The 18,416-nt window shown below is 42.0% G+C and carries 14 protein-coding genes; 1 reads left to right on the forward strand and 13 read right to left on the reverse strand.

What is annotated here, in order from left to right; all coding sequences use genetic code 11:
- Positions 1-1,728: an ABC transporter ATP-binding protein gene (locus DXB39_RS05710; RefSeq protein WP_022243946.1), complete on the reverse strand. Its 1,728-nt coding sequence runs from the start codon at positions 1,726-1,728 to the stop codon at positions 1-3.
- Between the two features lie 51 nt (positions 1,729-1,779).
- Entirely contained in the window at positions 1,780-3,201 is a 1,422-nt protein-coding gene (locus DXB39_RS05715) for an alanine/glycine:cation symporter family protein (RefSeq protein WP_117840613.1), read from the reverse strand.
- 160 nt (positions 3,202-3,361) lie between these two features.
- Here DXB39_RS05715 and DXB39_RS05720 point away from each other — a divergent pair, with 160 nt between their 5' ends.
- Positions 3,362-3,814 (forward strand): ferritin-like domain-containing protein, encoded by a 453-nt coding sequence (locus tag DXB39_RS05720; RefSeq protein WP_117840611.1) that lies wholly within the window; start codon positions 3,362-3,364, stop codon positions 3,812-3,814.
- A gap of 87 nt (positions 3,815-3,901) precedes the next feature.
- Here the strand turns inward: DXB39_RS05720 and DXB39_RS05725 are convergent, their stop codons facing one another.
- From DXB39_RS05725 to DXB39_RS05775, 11 genes are all read right to left on the reverse strand, one after another.
- Positions 3,902-5,800 carry a diguanylate cyclase gene (locus DXB39_RS05725; protein ID WP_117840609.1) on the reverse strand — a complete coding sequence of 633 codons (1,899 nt, stop codon included), beginning with the start codon at positions 5,798-5,800 and terminating at the stop codon, positions 3,902-3,904.
- Between the two features lie 276 nt (positions 5,801-6,076).
- Positions 6,077-7,396 (reverse strand): aspartate kinase, encoded by a 1,320-nt coding sequence (locus DXB39_RS05730; protein ID WP_117840607.1) that lies wholly within the window; start codon positions 7,394-7,396, stop codon positions 6,077-6,079.
- 113 nt (positions 7,397-7,509) lie between these two features.
- Positions 7,510-9,207, reverse strand: coding sequence for a carbon starvation CstA family protein (locus DXB39_RS05735; RefSeq protein WP_117840605.1), 1,698 nt, complete (start codon positions 9,205-9,207; stop codon positions 7,510-7,512).
- Between the two features lie 114 nt (positions 9,208-9,321).
- Positions 9,322-9,678: a P-II family nitrogen regulator gene (locus DXB39_RS05740; protein WP_022243940.1), complete on the reverse strand. Its 357-nt coding sequence runs from the start codon at positions 9,676-9,678 to the stop codon at positions 9,322-9,324.
- A gap of 23 nt (positions 9,679-9,701) precedes the next feature.
- Positions 9,702-10,943 (reverse strand): ammonium transporter, encoded by a 1,242-nt coding sequence (locus tag DXB39_RS05745; RefSeq protein WP_117840604.1) that lies wholly within the window; start codon positions 10,941-10,943, stop codon positions 9,702-9,704.
- Between the two features lie 355 nt (positions 10,944-11,298).
- Positions 11,299-11,961 carry a hydrogenase nickel incorporation protein HypB gene (gene hypB / locus DXB39_RS05750; RefSeq protein ID WP_117840602.1) on the reverse strand — a complete coding sequence of 221 codons (663 nt, stop codon included), beginning with the start codon at positions 11,959-11,961 and terminating at the stop codon, positions 11,299-11,301.
- Between the two features lie 21 nt (positions 11,962-11,982).
- Positions 11,983-13,032, reverse strand: a complete 1,050-nt coding sequence (locus DXB39_RS05755; protein ID WP_117840600.1) for a DUF5692 family protein — start codon at positions 13,030-13,032, stop codon at positions 11,983-11,985.
- A gap of 47 nt (positions 13,033-13,079) precedes the next feature.
- A complete protein-coding gene (locus DXB39_RS05760; protein ID WP_117697576.1) occupies positions 13,080-13,424 on the reverse strand; it encodes a hydrogenase maturation nickel metallochaperone HypA in 345 nt (114 codons plus the stop codon).
- Between the two features lie 18 nt (positions 13,425-13,442).
- Positions 13,443-16,142: an FAD-dependent oxidoreductase gene (locus DXB39_RS05765; protein WP_117840598.1), complete on the reverse strand. Its 2,700-nt coding sequence runs from the start codon at positions 16,140-16,142 to the stop codon at positions 13,443-13,445.
- A 259-nt stretch (positions 16,143-16,401) separates the two neighbouring features.
- Positions 16,402-17,691 (reverse strand): serine--tRNA ligase, encoded by a 1,290-nt coding sequence (gene serS, locus DXB39_RS05770; protein ID WP_022243934.1) that lies wholly within the window; start codon positions 17,689-17,691, stop codon positions 16,402-16,404.
- Between the two features lie 405 nt (positions 17,692-18,096).
- Entirely contained in the window at positions 18,097-18,414 is a 318-nt protein-coding gene (locus DXB39_RS05775; protein ID WP_117840596.1) for a type II toxin-antitoxin system RelE/ParE family toxin, read from the reverse strand.
- Positions 18,415-18,416 lie beyond the last annotated feature (2 nt).

Here is an 18,416-nt window from a genome sequence, read left to right on the forward strand (position 1 = left end):
TCAGTGTCCTCCTTCCGTCCTCTTAAACTGCGAATAATAGATTTCCTGATATACGCTGCAATCCTTTAACAATTCTTCATGGGTGCCGGTTCCTGCAACAGTTCCATCATCTAATACGATAATCTTATCGGCATACATAATGGATGCGGCACGCTGTGATACGATAAATACGGTCGGACGGTTTGGCATATTATGAATTGCCTGACGCAGTTTAGCATCGGTAGCATAATCCAGTGCAGATGAGCTGTCGTCCATGATAAGGATTTCCGGCTGTTTTACCAGTGCTCTGGCAATTGTAAGACGCTGCTTTTGTCCACCGGAGAAATTCTTTCCACCCTGTTCTACTTCCGCATCCAGCTTACCGTCTTTCTTATCTACAACTTCTGCTGCCTGTGCAACGGAAAGTGCCTGCTGCATCTCTTCTTCCGTCGCATCCTCTTTGCCCCAGGCAAGATTGCTTCGGACGGTTCCCGCAAACAGCACTGCTTTCTGCGGCACAATACCAATCTTATCTCTTAAATCCGTAATCTTATATTCCCGAACATCCATGCCATCTACCATAACCTGTCCCTCCGTGACATCATAGAAACGAGGAATCAGATTGACCACAGAGGACTTCCCGGAACCGGTTCCACCGATAATACCAATGGTATCTCCTGGCTTTGCTTTAAAATCAATGCCGGTTAAGGTATCTGCTCCGGCACCTTTATAACGCATGGAAACATTGCGGAATTCTACGGTATATCCGGTATCTTCCTTTTTGCTTCCATTTCCATCCACCATGGAAGTCTCCATCTCAAAAATACTCTGCACGCGGTTTCCACAGGCAATTGCCTTGGTTACCGTAATAATCAGGTTTGCAAGCTTTACTAATTCCACCAGAATCTGGGACATATAGTTTACCAGTGCTACTACTTCACCCTGTGAAATCTTTCCGATATTTACCTGAATTGCACCTGTCCAGATAAGAATAACCAGTGCCACGTTGATGATAATATAGGTAAGCGGATTCATCAATGCTGAAATTTTTCCTACGAAGAGCTGTACATCCGTCAGCCTCTCATTACTCTCATCAAAATCTGCAATTTCTTCCTGCTCTTTATTAAAGGCACGGATAACACGGCTTCCGGTCAGATTCTCCCTTGTTACTCCAAGGACTTTATCTAAAGATGCCTGCACCCGGCGGAACAACGGAATTGTAATTATCATAATTCCAAATACCACAACGGATAAAACAGGAATCGTTACCACAAAGATAAGCGCTGCCTTTACGTCAATGGTAAATGCCATAATCATGGCACCAAATACAATAAAAGGAGAACGCAAAAACAGACGGAGTACCATATTGACACCGGACTGTGCCTGATTGATATCACTGGTCATTCTGGTAATCATGGTATCCGTTCCTGCGGTATCCATCTCTGTATAGGACAATTTCTGAATATGGTCAAATAATGCATGACGTACCTTAGTTGCAAAACCTACTGCCGCTTTTGCTGCAAAATACTGTGCAGTAATGGAACAGGTCAGTCCCACTAATGCCAGCAAAATCAAGATTCCACACATTTTCAAGATGAATCCGCCATCTTTATTGCCAATACCGGTATCAATGATTGCTGCCATAACCAAAGGCACAAACAATTCAAAGGATGCCTCTAATAATTTAAATAATGGACTTAAAATGCTCTCTTTTTTGTAATCCTTTAAAAAACGCAATAACTTTCTCACTGTACCTGCTCCTAATTAGTGATCATCTAATATTCCCTTTTTCCTATCTTTCTATGGCTGAATCTTATCTTTTTTTAATCCATCCATATAAACTTTGGTTTCAGCCACAACCACACCGCTCAATGCAGTAACTGCAATCAGGTTCGGCAGAGCCATCAGTCCGTTGAAAATATCTGCAATGGTCCATACAGCAGATACTGTCATAAACGGTCCGATAAATACCGCTAAGATGTATAACCAGCGGTATGCTTTTACAACAGCCTTCTTATGTCCGGTCAGATACTCCAGACAGCGCTCACTGTAATAATCCCATCCTAAGATTGTGGTAAATGCAAAGAATACCAGACATACCATCAGGATAAAGGATGCTACCTGATTTGGGAACGGAAGTCCGAGCTGGAATGCCTTGGTTGTAACAGCAACACCTTCCAAGCCCATGTCCCATGCACCGGTAAGTACGATTGCAAGACCTGTCATGGTACAGATAATCAGTGTATCAATTACAGTTCCAAGCATGGAAACCAGTCCCTGTTTTACCGGATAATCGGTCTGGGCTGCTGCAGCCGCGATTGGTGCACTACCAAGTCCTGCTTCATTTGAGAAAATACCACGGGCAATACCTTTCTGCATTGCTACAATAATACTTCCCATTGCACCACCGGCTACCGCCTTAAATCCAAAGGCACTCTTTATAATGGTTGCAAATGCTGCTGGAACCTCTGTAATATGCATCACAATAATAATTAATACAACAACCACATAAGTCAGTGCCATAAATGGTACAATGACCTGTGATACTGTAGAAATTCTCTTAATTCCACCGATGATAACAAGCGCCACACAGATGGTAAGAATAATACCTGCAATAATTACAGTCCAGGAATAAGTTCTTCCAAAGAGATCAACTGTCCAGGTGGTATCCGGGTCAAAGAAACCCTTTACTGCACTGGTAATACCATTAATCTGTGTAAAGGTTCCGATTCCAAATAAGCCTACACCTACACCAAAGAAGGCAAATAATTTTCCAAGCCATTTCCACTTTGATCCCATTCCATTTTCAATATAATAGAATGGTCCGCCGATGATATGACCATCTTCTGCCACCACACGGTACTTGATTGCCAGTAGACACTCACTATATTTTGTGGCAGTTCCAACCAGTGCTGCTATCCACATCCAGAACAACGCACCCGGACCACCTTCTACCAATGCAGTTGCTACTCCGACAATATTTCCGGTTCCTATGGTTGCTGATAATGCAGTGCAAAGTGCTGCAAAACTGGATACTTCGCCGGATTCGCCACTCTTTTCATTTTCAAACAAATATTTTACTGCTAATGGTAATTTCCTAATCTGAAGTCCCTTCAGGCGGATGGTAAGAAAAATTCCCACCAGAAGGATCAATACAATAAGTGGTACACCCCAGACAAAATTATCAATTTTACCAAGAATGCTGTTAATCTGGTCTAACATTTTTGTTCGCTCCTATTCTCTTTTGATTCCAATTTAAATGGTTAAATACACTTTAGCATAGCACAGTTATCAAGTGCAATCAATAATTCTATCTTTTTTTTCGCATAATTTGTATAAAAATACTCCTTTCGGGTTATATTACGGATGAGGTGATGACAAAATGATTTTAACCGAACAAGAGACTATGCTGTTAAATGATTTAAAACAGCAGGAAGAACTTTGCCGCGACAAATATGCCTTTTACAGCAGCGAAGCAAAAGACCCTGAATTAAAACAGTTATTTGAGGTCATTCAGAAAGAAGAAGCAGAACACTATGACACCATCAGCAGTCTGCTTTCCGGTGATACGCCTGATGTTGGTATAGCTGCCCCGAAGAACTATCAGCCAAACGCTGCTTACCATGCATCCAGTGAAAATGCCGACAAGAAGCACGATGCATTATTGTGCAGCGATTCCATTTCCAGTGAAAAGTATGTATCTTCCGCATACAACAACGATTTATTCAGCTTTGCTTCTCCAAAAGTCCGTCAGATTTTAAACCATATCCAGACGGAAGAACAGCAGCATGCAGAAATGATTTACCGTTATAAAACTGCAAATCAGATGGCTTAACCTGCAGATGCATTGCAACTGTCAAAAAGGCATCGGAACAGGAAATTTTTCTGCTCCAATGCCTTTCATGCTTTTTATACTTATTATTTATTTTCGCTGCTCACGGTTCTTACATTTCATCTCATACATTCGCTCATCTGCCCAGTTAATATACTGTTCCATGGATGCCTCGGTATCCGGCTCCTTCTGGTAATAACCAATACTCATAGACAGACGGTACGGCAGCTTCTCATCCCTCTGCCACTGCTTTAACAAGGCTGTTATCTGAGCTTTCTTTTCTTCAGCCTGTTCCCAGCATAAAGCATCAGAAACCACTAAGAATTCGTCCCCTCCATAACGGATAATCAGTTCCTTTTCACAGAACGCCTCCTGCAACGCCTCTGCTGCAAGGCAGATTGCCTGGTCACCCGCTTCATGACCAAACTCATCATTGATTTTCTTTAACCCGTCCATATCAGCAAAGATAAATAACAATCGACGTCTGCTGGTATTTGCCTGTTTTACCATATCTACCACAAAACGGTTGATTCCCATCCGGTTATAAACTCCTGTCAGGCTGTCGCGGACTGCCATATTATCAATGTTACGGGCAGCATTCCGAAGTTCTGATACATTCTTTAACTTTTCCAATGCATTACTGATATTACGAATCCAGACATAATAATTCGGAATATGTTTTGTATCCAATGTACCGGTCAGTATCATATATCCCAGGCAATTATCCCTGAAATGAACCGGCATATAGAGATATTCCCCTGAACCTCTGCCATTCCACATTGCCGGGAACATCTGCTCACTGGTAAAAGAATAAAATTCCGGCATGCCGTCCTCATTATTTAATTTGGTTATGTATATCTTGTTTTCATAATCCCGGGTAATTGTGCGGTTGCGTAAAATGCTGTTACCGCGGCCGGTCATCTCATAATAAATACTCTTATTCAGGCACAGATATACATCCTCTGTCGTAAACTTTCCAATATTCTGACGGATACAGAAGATTAATTCTTCCAATGATTCGCACTCCATCATCTCATCTTCCATATTGTGTATCTGATAAGTATATTTTTCATTTTCTTTTTTTTCAAGGTATAACGTCTCTATCGCAGATGCCACACGCTTTTTGTCCTCTAAAACACAGCCACAGCTTTCATCCACTGCAACACGGGATGTCAAAATCAGTTCCTGTTTCTTCCCTGTCTCAATTTCCTGCAAAAGCAACTGCATAGCGGTATATCCCAGTGTCTCCTTGGGTCTGTCTACCGTAGTAATTCCCGGAATATAGCGCCGGGTATCATAAGAGCCATCAAATCCTGTTACTGCTATGTCCTGTGGCACCTGATATCCCAACTGTTTCAAACGGTTGCAGGCACCTAATGCCATCTCATCATTGGCACAGCAAAGTGCCCGTGGCATCCTTCCAGCCTCTTCCATGGCATCCACTACCTGTACGCCACTGTCAAAGGAAAAATCCCCATGCCATACCGTATAATCTTCTGTTGAATAGTTCTTTTCTTCCACAAAATCTTCAAATGCCTTCTGGCGGATATTACTCTCTTCATTTGTTGCATTTGCAGCTACAAAATGAATTGGATGATAGCCATGACTGTCAACATGCTCTATCATCTCCCGCATTGCCTTATAATTATCTATTCCAATCAGGCTTAAGCCTTCTACCTTTTCCTCAAAGCTTACTGCAGGAATGCCAGCGTGATGTATTCTTCGAATAATTTCCTCTTTTGTTGTTTTCTCCCAAATTGTATTGGTCGCAAAAATTACGCCATCAAAACGCGAAAGATTAGCCAGCGAATATATTTTATTTTCTCCAAGCACATGCTTGTCCGAAATCTCACTCCCTGCCTGACAGGTAAAAATAGAGATTGCATAGTTTGCTTCCTTTGCCTTACGAATAATACCATTGATTAATCTGGTCTGATATTCACTATTCCATCCAGCTAAAAAGACTGCAATATTACCCAGTTCTTCCATTATGTTCCCTCCAGCATATTTCTTTTATTTTACCACAAATATTCCGACTTTCCACCTGCTTTTTATGAAACTCTTTAAATTTATTTACCAGACATTTATCCCACATTCTCGTGCCTGCGACGGTCGCTTGCGGCATCTACCTTATACGCCGCAGTGTGCATCCTCGTGGAGCGTTTTTTACTTTACAGGAAAGCAATTTCCTGTAAAGTAAAAAAAGACCTGCAAAATAACAGGTCTCTTTTTCTACATCTTCTTTATATATTTTCTTCAGTTTTCTTATAACTGCGTTGTTACGAAAATATCGTAAATTGCCTTGATGGCATTTTCAAAATCAGAATTACTTACTCCAATGATAATATTTAACTCAGATGACCCCTGGTCAATCATCTTAACATTGACATTTGCATGTGCCAGTGCTGAGAAAATTCTTCCGGATGTTCCTCTGGTGGAACGCATACCGCGTCCTACAACTGCAATCAGGGCGATGTTAGACTCCAATTCTACGCTGTCCGGCTTTGCAAGGCGGTGAATTGCAGATACAACTGCCTGTTCCTTGCCTTCAAATTCCGGCTGATGTACAAATACGGTCATGGTATCAATACCAGATGGCATATGTTCAAAGTTAATACCGTTTTCTTCAAATGCAGAAAGCACTTTACGTCCAAAACCAACTTCTGAATTCATCATATCTTTATCAATATTTACAGATACGAAGCCTTTCTTTCCGGCAATACCGGTAATGGTATATTTGGACTGGTGACAGGTTGTTTCCACAATCCATGTTCCCTCATCTTCCGGTGCATTGGTATTACGGATGTTGATTGGAATACCGGCTTTACGGACCGGGAATACTGCATCTTCATGTAATACGCTTGCTCCCATGTAGGAAAGCTCTCTTAACTCACGGTATGTAATTACTTTAATTGGTTCCGGATTGTCAATAATTCTTGGGTCTGCAATCAGGAATCCGGATACATCCGTCCAGTTCTCATATGCTGTTGCATGTACTGCTTTTGCAACAATAGAACCGGTAATATCAGAGCCTCCTCTGGAGAAGGTCTTAACACTTCCGTCCGGCATGGAACCGTAAAATCCAGGAACTACAGCACGTTCAACCTTGGAAAGACGTTTGCTCAACACTTTATCTGTCTTGTCTGCATCAAAGTTACCATCTTTATCAAAGAAGATTACTTCTGCCGCATCCACAAATTCATAGCCTAAATAGTTCGCCATTACAATACCATTTAAATATTCGCCTCTGGAAGCTGCATAATCAGGACCTGTCTTGGCTGCAAAGTTCTTCGCAATTACTTCAAACTCATCTTTCAGAGAAAGCTTTAAGTTCAGTCCGTTAATAATGGAATCATAACGTTCTGCAATCTTTTTTAATTCCTTATCGAAATCCTCATCATTTTCTGCCAGAGCATAACATGCATATAACATATCCGTTACCTTGGTATCTTTGGAATTTCGTTTTCCCGGTGCACTTGGTACAACATAGCGGCGTTCCGGGTCTGATGTGATAATCCTGCCTACTTTTGCAAACTGTGTTGCACTTGCAAGTGAACTTCCACCAAATTTAACTACCTTAATCATCGTCATTTGCTCCTTTACTATCTCATAACTCAAGATTGTATCTTATTTTTCCCCATTTGAAAAGAAGTAAATGTAATTTCCATTTAAAAATTTCAATTTAATTTCTATTCAATTTATGCTTCTTCCTGTTTTTTGGTCTTTAACAGTTTGGTAAAGCAGCTTGCTGCCACCATAACACCTAATACCATCAGAAGAACTGCAACAATGAGCTGCAAACCATCTATCAGAAATACTGCAGTTCCATTCATTACATTGCTTACCAGTGCAATGAATTTCTGAACCAGTGCAGTAAAGGTTACTGCCAGCATGCTTACCATTGGTACATACAGTGTCCAGCCGGTACGTCCGGTAGTCTTTAAGAATACAGCCAGTGCAATCAGAACAAGTGCTGCAAGTAACTGGTTTGCAGAACCAAACAGCGGCCATACATTGTTGTATCCACCCAGTGTTAATAAGTATCCAAAGAATAAGGTCACGATTGTTGCGAAATATTTATTGGTTAATACTCTGCGGACACCACCCATTTTTGCAGGGTCTGTTGTATCCTCATAGAATAATTCCTGGAAGGACATTCGTCCGATACGTGCTACAGAATCCAGTGAAGTAAGTGCTAATGCAGATACACACATGGTCATAAATACAGTTGCCACATCATTTGGTACACCTAACATCTCAAGGAAGCCAGCAACACCGGATGAGAAGATTGCAAATGGTGTTCCATCTGGTTTTGTACCATTTACAGCTACTGCACCAACAACGACCAATACGATAATTCCAAGTAATGACTCTACTACCATTGCGCCATAACCAACCATAGGCATATCTTTTTCATTGCGGATGGTCTTAGATGATGTCTCAGAAGATACCAGACTGTGGAATCCGGAAACAGCACCGCAGGCAATGGTTACAAATAAGGTCGGGAACAGATAGGATTTACTTCCGTCTGCTCCGGTTAAAACGAATCCGTTAAATGCATTTAACTGCATTGCAGGATGTGCAACTACTACACCAACAACTGCGCCGATAATCATACCAAGAAGCATAAAGGTTGTCATATAATCTCTTGGCTGCATCAAAAGCCACATTGGAAGTACCGATGCTAAGAATAAGTAAATCATGATAATGTAGATCCACATGGTCTTATTGGTATAGATTGGAAGTTTCATACCTACTGCAAACATCACTACGATTAATGCAATTGCAACGATACCTTTTACGATTTCGTTCATCTTTGGTGCTTTCTTTAAGATAATACCAAGGATAACTGCAACACCAATAAATAACATGGAAACAGTTGCTGCTGCACCGTTAGCATATACAGCATTACCATCACCTGCCGGATATGCATTGAAGGTTCCGGCAACCATATCTGTAAATGCTGCGATTACCAAAAGGGTAAATAACCAGCAGAATAACATGAAAAGTTTTCTTCCCATCTTACCGATGTACTTTTCAATAATCATACCCATGGATTTTCCCTCATTCTTAACTGATGCGTACAGAGCACCGAAGTCCTGTACTGCTCCGAAGAACAATCCACCAACTACTATCCATAAGAATACAGGTACCCATCCGAACACACTGGCAAGGATTGGTCCCGTTACAGGGCCTGCACCAGCGATAGATGAGAACTGATGTGAGAATACGGTAAATCTGGATGAAGGAACAAAGTCCTCTCCGTCTTCATATTTTACTGCAGGGGTTTCAGCTTTCGGGTCGATTCCCCATTTCTTAGCCAGCCAGCGTCCATAAAGTAAATAACCGGCAGCCAACAATACGATGGCTATTAATACAATAACTAAACCATTCATTTTCAATTTCCTCCTCATATGAATTATTTAATTATTGTTTTTACTCCCTTTTAAATTTAATGTCAAGGTCTAAATTTAATCAATTTTGTATTACTTTTTTAATCTATCCTTCCTTTAATCGTTGCTCTGTAATGCGTCATAGCCGGTCTCTCCGGTACGGATTTTCTGGGCGGAGCGAATCTCATAGCTGAAGATTTTGCCATCGCCGACTTCTCCGGTAAAGGCTGCCTTCTGAATGGCTTCGATGGTCTTTTGTTCCCATTCTTCGGAAGATACTACGATTTCAAATTTGATTTTCGGAAGCATCTGCACTGCCACTTCCATGCCCCGGACGATTTCCTTATATCCTCTCTGCACACCACAGCCCATAACCTGCGATACTGTAATACCGTTGACTCCGATGGCATTTAATGCTGCTTTTACATCTTCGAATTTTTCTTCCCGCACAATTGCATCTATTTTAATCATCATATCTGATTATCTCCTTTTCTATCCTACTGGTCTAATCCGTTGAAGCTTGGGTAAGCATTTTCTCCATGCTGTGTTACATCCAGTCCAAGCTGTTCTTCTTTTAAGCTTACACGAAGCGGTGTAAAAATCCTTACCACTGCCACACAAAACAGGGTACCAACCACTGCAATTACAATTGTAATTAAAATTCCTTCCATCTGTGCCAGGAAAAGACGGTAATCTCCAAACACCAGACCATCCCATTTTGCAGTACTGTTAATGGATTTCTGTGCAAAAATTCCGGTAGCAATTCCACCCCAGATACCGCCGATTCCATGGCATCCAAATGCATCCAGCGCATCATCAATTTTCAGTTTTTTCTTAATAAGTGCAACTCCGAAGTAACAAATCGGGCTGACCAAAGCTCCGATAATAAATGCTGACCAGATTGGAACAAATCCTGCACCCGGTGTAATTGCCACAAGTCCTACTACAAGTCCGGTGGATGCGCCTACCAGGGTTGGCTTTCCTTCTTTTACAACATCAATAAACATCCAGGATAATAAGGCTGCTGCTGCAGAAATTGCAGATGTCATAAATGCATGGGCTGCCAGTCCATCGGCTGCCAGTGCACTTCCTGCATTAAATCCAAACCAGCCAAACCATAAAAGGGATGCTCCCAATACAACAAACGGGATATTATGAATACGATAAGTTACCTGCTCATAGCCACGTCTTCTTCCAAGTATGATTGCCAGAACCAGTGCGCTGATTCCGGAACTGATATGTACCACATCTCCTCCTGCGAAGTCAACAGAGCCAATGGCTGCTAAAAGTCCGCCTTCTCCCCAGACCATATGTGCCAGTGGATAATATACAACAAAGGACCATAGTGTTACAAAGAGAAACAGTGCCTTAAACTTCATTCTTCCTACTAAGGAACCGGTAATCAGTGCCGGTGTAATCATGGCAAACATCATCTGGAATGCACAGAATACAAGATGTGGAATGGTATCTGCATAAGGTCCTGTCTCCCAGCCTACACCATTCAAGGCTATCCAACGGAAATCTCCGATGATACCTCCGTGATTGCCACCAAATGCAAGGGAATAACCAAACAGTGTCCAAAGCACTACCGACAATCCCATGATTGCCACACATGCCATCATTGTGTTACATACATTCTTTCTTCGTACAAGACCTCCATAGAAAAATGCAAGTCCCGGTGTCATAAAAAACACAAGTGCTGTTGCAATCAGCATAAAGGCTGTATCTCCAGTATTCATATCTAATCCTCCTTCTTTTCACTTGAGAAACTCTTTATGCGAGTAGCGCACGGAGCAAAGCATGTGCCTTGGCACATTCTCGTGCCTGCGGCGGTCGCTTGCGATATCTGCCTTATACGCCGCAGTGTGCATCCTCGCGGAGCGTTTTTTACTTTACAGGAAAGCAATTTCCTGTAAAGTAAAAAAAAGATGCCAAAAACACGTTTTCGTGTTTTTGACATCTTCGTCTACAGCTAGGACTATAGCACTTTTCTATCCCTATTGCAAGGGCATTTTTTAATCAATTAATTATTTTTTGTTCTTTTATTAGTTTTTTTGCGATATTTCCGGCTGTTTTCTCACCCAAAAGGATACTTTATTTCATCCATTTATCTGCTTCTTCTTTCAGCCAGGAGTACCATACTTCCATTCCCTCTCCGGTCTTTGCGGAGATTGGGAATATCTTAAGATTCGGATTCCGTTTCCATGCATACTCCTTTACCTTATCCATATCAAAGTCAAAATATGGCAGCACATCAATTTTATTAATAATAAGTGCATCGCATACGGTAAAGATTAATGGATATTTCAATGGCTTGTCGTGTCCTTCCGGTACGGATAAAATCATTGCATTCTTCACTGCTCCGGTATCAAATTCTGCCGGGCAGACAAGGTTCCCCACATTTTCAAGGATAGCAATATCTACATCCTCAGTGCCAAGTTCCTTCAAGCCCTGTCTGGTCATGTCTGCATCCAGATGGCACATACCGCCGGTATGAAGCTGCACAACCTTTGCCTTTGTCTTATCAGCAATCGTCCATGCATCTACATCGGAATCAATATCCGCTTCCATGACTCCTACCCGGTAGTCCTTTAATAGTTCATTGACCGTTGGCACCAGGGTAGAAGTCTTGCCACTTCCCGGTGAAGACATCAGATTTAAGAGAAATGTTTTCTCTCCCTTTAACCGTTCTCTTAAGCTGGCAGCATCCTTATCATTATTTTCAAATATACTTCTTTTTACTTCAATTACTTTCATTTCCAGTTCCTCAATTATACCCTATTTTACATCTGCTCTTGCCAGTGCATCTTTATAATACTTGAAGTCTGTAAATACTTCGTTGGTATACGGATTCTTCTTATTCTTTACAGATTTGTAAATGATGTATCCTAAAGCAATGGCATTTACAATCAGTGCCAGTGCGCTGACGATTGTCATTGCGGTCGGATCTGCATTGTTCGAAGTTCCTGCTACAATGCCATTTACCGTTCCGTCTGCATACTGTCTGGAAATGGTTGCCCATGGATAATAGGTTGTTCCATCGGCAGCAGTCTCCTGAAACAGTGGAAAAATCTGGGCAAACATACACCAGATTGCCAGTGTATTTGCACGGTTCATAATCCAGCCACCCTTGTTCCAGATTAATGCTGCAATAGTAGGTGCTAAAAGCAGTGCTACACCACAGAACCAGGAGTGGGTTGGCAGACAATTGTAGGTATAAGCAAAGTTCCAGATATCATATACTACAATGTAAACCCAGATCATATCCGGCCAGATCATATCCTTCTTGTCTTTGGAGGAATATACTTTCCACCAGCCTGTCATGCAAAGGATATTTAAGATTCCTGCGATTCCGTTCATTACGTTGTGCCAGCCACCATAGAGCCATACATCTTCGGAAGATAACCACCAGGAATACCAGCCGTTGATTGCGGATTCGAAATCGCTGGCTACTGCAATCAAAATATTAATTGCTACAATTACAAACGGGAATGCGCGGAACCACTGTTTCTTTCCAATACCCCATTCATACTTAATCATCATAAAGCCGATACATCCGGCAAGTGCTGCATACAGTTTTGCGTAATGGAACCATCCATTCATATAAAGATGTGTCTGGTTATTTACTGCCCATTCTACGCCCTGTCCTGCGCATACTGCAATTACAACAAAGTAAACGGTAAGTGCCAGCGGAATAATTCCAAACATCATAAGTCCACCAAACTTGGTTCTTCTTGCAAACTCATTTAATAAAATAAGTCCGGCTAAGACTGCCAGCATGGCAATCCACTGATAAATTCCATTTCCTCCATAAACATGAAACAACATTTTTAACCCCTTCTTTCTTTGATAAATATTTTATCCGAAAGCCTGCCTCAGCAGGCCTCCATTTCTTTGATACTGCATTCATTTCCCGTCAGCAGATAGGTGTCATCACTCTTACAGTACGGACATTGTCTGCCGAATTTTACAGTCGGATAAGTCTTTTTGCAATTCTCGCACATGGTTACCGCCGGAAGCGTCTCGATACGCAGTTCCGATTCCGATAACAGGTCCGATTTCTTCCGGTAATAGTCCCAGCAGTCTAAAAGGTATTCCGGGACAATTCCGCTGACTTCTCCAATTTCCAAAGTAACAGAACCTATCTTCGTCACTTCATTTTCTTCTGCTACTTCCTTTAATGTTTTGGAAATATGAATGATAATTCCCAGTTCATGCATACACTCACATCCTGCTTTTTATTTCTTCCTGCCTTTGAATTTAATCTTAATCTCACGCTTTAACATATATGGGAAGATTGCCTTTAACTTGTCTTCTGATTTTACCATGCGGCTTGCATCCGGCAGGTCACGGCTTAAGTGGATGGCGTCAAATTCGCACTTCGTTGTACAGATTCCACAGCCGATACACTTATTCGGGTCTACTACGGTAGCACCACAGCCCAGGCAGCGGTTTGCTTCCTTCTGTACCTGCTCCTCGGTAAAGGTGCTTCGTAAATCACGGAAAGTATGCTTTGCATCTCCAGCCTTATGTCCCGGCACCTGACGTTTTGCATTGTCAAAGGTCTCAACTTTAATATTGTCTTTATCCAGCTCAATGAACTGTCTTCTGTTACGTCCCAAAGTAAGGCTCTGTCCTTCATGAACAAAACGGTGAATAGATACACAGCCTTCTTTTCCTGCTGCAATGGCATCAATGGCAAATCTTGGTCCGGTATAGTTATCTCCTCCGGTAAAAATATCTGGCTCTGCGGTCTGATATGTTACCGGGTCTGCCTTTAAGGTTCCGTTCGGATTAAACTCCACTCTGGTTCCTTCTAATAAAGCCCCCCACTTAATAGACTGTCCAATGGATAATAATACCTGGTCACAAGGAACCGTTAATAATTCTTCTTCGTCATATTTTGGTGCAAACCGTTTATTCTCATCCAGTACAGAGATACATTTTTTGAATACCACTGCGGTTACTTTGCCATTCTCGGTAAGGATTTCCTTTGGTCCCCAGGAATTATTAACTGTAATGCCTTCCTCTTCTGCTTCTGCCACTTCATCATCTGCTGCCGGCATGATATCCCTGGATTCCAGGCAGAACATGGATACTTCAGAAGAGCCTGTACGGAGTGCTGTTCTTGCAACATCTACTGCTACATTTCCTCCACCGATTACTACGGTCTTGCCGGATAATTTCACGCCTTCTTCATTTAAGTTGACACGACGTAAGAAGTCTACTCCGGTTTCTACGCCTACTGCGTCTTCTCCCGGTACTCCGGTCATACGTCCACCCTGTGCACCAATTGCTATGTAAAATGCTTTATACCCCTGTTCACGCAGCTGTGCTATTGTGATGTCCTCGCCAACTTCTACGCCGCACCTGAATTCTACCCCCATCTCGCGCAGCACATCGATTTCTACATTTATTACATCTTTTTCCAGACGGAAAGATGGAATACCATTCATCAGCATACCACCCGGTCTTTTTTCTTTTTCAAATACAGTTACCGGATATCCCATCTTCTTTAAATAAAAGGCTGCTGACATTCCTGCCGGACCTGCCCCGATTACCGCTACCTTCTCCTCAAAAGGCTTGCCGGAATAATTTAACATTGGCGGAATATAGCGTTTTTCAGCATGGAGTTCCTGTTCCGCAATAAATTTCTTGATTTCATCAATAGCAACTGCCTGGTCAATAGTTCCTCTGGTGCAGGCGTCCTCGCACCGGCGGTTACAGATTGCACCACAGACTGCCGGGAACGGATTCTCCGTCTTAATCAGCTTTAATGCATCCAGATATCTTCCCTGGGATGCCATCTTAATATAGCCCTGTACCGGAAGATGTGCCGGACATGCTGTCTTACATGGTGCAGTACCGGTATCATAGCAGTTAATCTGGTTATCATCCTTATAATTCGGATTCCATTTCTCCGGTCCCCACTTCGTAGTATCCGGAAGTTCCTGCTGTGGATAAGTGATATGTCCGCCATCTCTGGTACATAATTTCTGTCCAAGCTTTGCTGCTCCGGCCGGACAGTACTCTACGCATCTTCCGCAGGCTACACATTTCTCCGGTTCTACACTGGCACGGTATGCGGACCGTGACATGTTTGGTGTGTTAAAAAGCTGGGATGTTCGCAGTGCATTACATACACCAACTGCACAGTTACAGATTGCAAAGATTTTATCTTCTCCGTCAATATTCGTAATCTGATGGACATAGCCATTATCCTCTGCACGCTGCAGAATCTCCATTACCTCATCATAATCAATGTAACGGCCCTTTCCGGTCTCTACACAGTAATCTGCCATGTCACCGACACCAATACATAAATCATCCTCTAAGTCTCCGGTTCCCTCCCCACGGATTCGCTGCTGACGTCTGCAGGAACATGCACCAACGGAATATTTATCATATTTATTGAGCCAGTGGGAAATATGCTCCACGCTTGCCGACTGCTGGTTTGCCGGGATTGCTTTTTCTACCGGAATAACATGCATTCCGATTCCTGCTCCACCCAGCGGAACCATAGGTGTAACTTTCTCCAGCGGAAGTTTTGACATCTGTTCAAAGAAATCTGCAATCTCCGGATGTGTTTCCACCTGCTCTTTATTCATTACCATGAATTCTGCACAGCCCGGAACAAACATTGGCAGTATGTACTGCTTATGATGGTCTTCATTTTCCCGGTTGTATTCAATCAGTCCGATGACACTCATCTGCTCTAACAGTTCTTCGGTCCGTTCTACGCTCTTCTTACATTTCTTTGCTACTTCTGCTGCGGTAGCCGGTACTCTGACTTTCATTGCCAGTGCAACTTCTGCCATCTCATCCGTTACCACTCCGGCAAGTCCCCAGTATTCCGGGTCATTTTCCGTAACTTTCACTCCGATTCGGTCTGTAATTTTCTGACCGAGTTTCAGAATCAATTCTCTTGGTTCTGCCATGTGCCCCTCCTTTGTATGATACCTGTATTGCTCCCCTCACAGGTTGTTTTTTGTCGTGATTCATCACAGTATTTGTATATATTATACAATATCCGGTTATTTTTATCAATAATTATCACACTTTTCACAATAGTTCTTCATAAAAAAGAAACTGTGTCTTGTGAATTTTATACACAAAACACAGTTTCCTGTTTCTTTTGATTTTCTCACTGTTTGAAACTCATTTTCTAAAATCAGTTTCCAAAATTCTTATTTTCTATTAATCCAGTGGAATCAGTTTTTCTTTTCCACCCATATATGGCTGCAATGCCTTTGGAATATTTACGCTTCCGTCCGCATTGAGGTTGTTCTCTAAGAACGCAATCAGCATACGAGGTGGTGCAACTACAGTATTATTTAAGGTATGTGCGAAATATTTATTTCCATCCTTGCCTTTGACACGGATTTTCAGTCTTCTTGCCTGTGCATCGCCTAAGTTAGAGCAGCTTCCTACTTCGAAGTATTTCTTCTGACGTGGAGACCATGCTTCTACGTCACAGGATTTCACTTTCAAGTCTGCTAAGTCTCCGGAACAGCACTCAAGGGTACGTACCGGAATATCTAAGCTGCGGAACAAATCTACGGTATTCTTCCAGAGCTTGTCATACCACTCTTTGGACTCTTCTGGCTTACATACAACAATCATTTCCTGCTTCTCAAACTGGTGGATACGATATACACCACGTTCTTCAATACCATGTGCTCCTTTTTCTTTACGGAAACATGGAGAGTAGCTGGTCAGAGTATATGGAAGTTTTTCTTCATCATTGATGGTATCAATGAATTTACCAATCATGGAATGCTCAGAAGTACCAATCAGATACAAATCCTCGCCTTCGATTTTATACATCATGGCATCCATTTCATCAAAACTCATAACACCGGTTACAACATTGCTCCGAATCATAAATGGTGGTACACAGTATGTGAATCCACGGTCAATCATAAAATCTCTTGCATAAGAAATAACTGCAGAATGTACTCTTGCAATGTCTCCCATCAGATAGTAGAAGCCATTTCCCGCAACTTTTCCTGCTGCGTCCAAATCAATACCATGGAAACGATCCATGATATCGGTATGATATGGGATTTCAAAATCCGGAACAACCGGCTCACCAAATTTTTCAATTTCTACGTTACAGGAATCATCTTTTCCAATCGGAACGGATGGGTCTATGATGTTTGGAATTGTCATCATAATCCTGGTAATCTTTTCCTGTAAATCTTTTTCCTGCTCTTCTAACTCTGCAAGGCGGGCTGCATCTTTGCTTACCTGCTCTTTTAATGCCATAGCTTCGTCTTTCTTGCCCTGTCCCATCAATGCACCAATCTGCTTGGAAATACTGTTACGGTTTGCACGTAATGCATCTGCTTCCTGCTGTGCACTTCTTGCCTGCTCATCTAACTCAATTACCTCGTCTACCAGTGGCAATTTGTGATCCTGGAATTTCTTCTTAATGTTCTCTTTTACGATGTCCGGATTTTCCCGTAAGAATTTTAAATCAATCATCTTTGTTCTCCTTCTTTGATATCATGTGCTTTTTTTGAAAATTTTATAGGATTGATTCGTAAGCATGCGATTTTTCTCGCTACTCGCATAAAAAATGCCTTCCATCCCATGCATTTTCATACATGGGACGAAAGGCTTATCTACCGTTCCGCGTTGCCACCCATTTTGCCGCATCTCTTTTTACGTCTTCTCTTCTTTGCCTGCGACCACTTCATTGCGTATCATAAGGGGTACGAACCCGTGGCTTTCACCACCAGCCTCCGAAAGTGGACCAATTGCTTCCTAATACCGGCTCACACCAGCCGCCGGCTCTCTGAATTATTCCGTCAATCTTAGCTTTCGTCAAACGCTGTTTTTACTCTGTTCCCTATTATAGCGCGGGGATTGGATTTACGCAAGGGGATTCTACAATCCTCTGATTATATTTAAGTAATCCTGGCGCTGATCAACAACAGCATAGATTATAACTCTTTTATTTTCTTCATTTATCTTATAGAAAACCAGATTTTTTTCCAATATCAACACCCGATGCCCTTGTCTTTTCAATACAAGATAATGCGGTTCTCCCCCCTTTAATGGATGAACCGCCAAATCAAGAATATTCTGTTCCAGTTCTTCTAATTTTTCCAGTGCAACCTTATTACCAAAATTTTCGGCTATATACAATACGATTTTTCTAATCTGCGCATCTGCCGTTTCTGTACGAACAACTTCATATTTCAATA

It is taken from the genome of Roseburia sp. OM03-7AC, from assembly GCF_003462625.1.
GTDB classification, from domain to species: domain Bacteria; phylum Bacillota; class Clostridia; order Lachnospirales; family Lachnospiraceae; genus Roseburia_C; species Roseburia_C amylophila.

Bases quoted from the DNA above. Each gene is read 5' to 3' on its own strand.
- DXB39_RS05760 (WP_117697576.1), bottom strand. From the start codon at position 13,424: ATGCATGAACTGGGAATTATCATTCATATTTCCAAAACATTAAAGGAA.
- DXB39_RS05715 (WP_117840613.1), bottom strand. From the start codon at position 3,201: ATGTTAGACCAGATTAACAGCATTCTTGGTAAAATTGATAATTTTGTC.
- DXB39_RS05725 (WP_117840609.1), bottom strand. From the start codon at position 5,800: ATGGAAGAACTGGGTAATATTGCAGTCTTTTTAGCTGGATGGAATAGT.
- serS (WP_022243934.1), bottom strand. From the start codon at position 17,691: ATGATTGATTTAAAATTCTTACGGGAAAATCCGGACATCGTAAAAGAG.
- DXB39_RS05755 (WP_117840600.1), bottom strand. From the start codon at position 13,032: ATGTTGTTTCATGTTTATGGAGGAAATGGAATTTATCAGTGGATTGCC.
- DXB39_RS05720 (WP_117840611.1), top strand. From the start codon at position 3,362: ATGATTTTAACCGAACAAGAGACTATGCTGTTAAATGATTTAAAACAG.
- DXB39_RS05745 (WP_117840604.1), bottom strand. From the start codon at position 10,943: ATGAATACTGGAGATACAGCCTTTATGCTGATTGCAACAGCACTTGTG.
- DXB39_RS05730 (WP_117840607.1), bottom strand. From the start codon at position 7,396: ATGATTAAGGTAGTTAAATTTGGTGGAAGTTCACTTGCAAGTGCAACA.
- DXB39_RS05735 (WP_117840605.1), bottom strand. From the start codon at position 9,207: ATGAATGGTTTAGTTATTGTATTAATAGCCATCGTATTGTTGGCTGCC.
- hypB (WP_117840602.1), bottom strand. From the start codon at position 11,961: ATGAAAGTAATTGAAGTAAAAAGAAGTATATTTGAAAATAATGATAAG.
- DXB39_RS05765 (WP_117840598.1), bottom strand. From the start codon at position 16,142: ATGGCAGAACCAAGAGAATTGATTCTGAAACTCGGTCAGAAAATTACA.
- DXB39_RS05740 (WP_022243940.1), bottom strand. From the start codon at position 9,678: ATGATGATTAAAATAGATGCAATTGTGCGGGAAGAAAAATTCGAAGAT.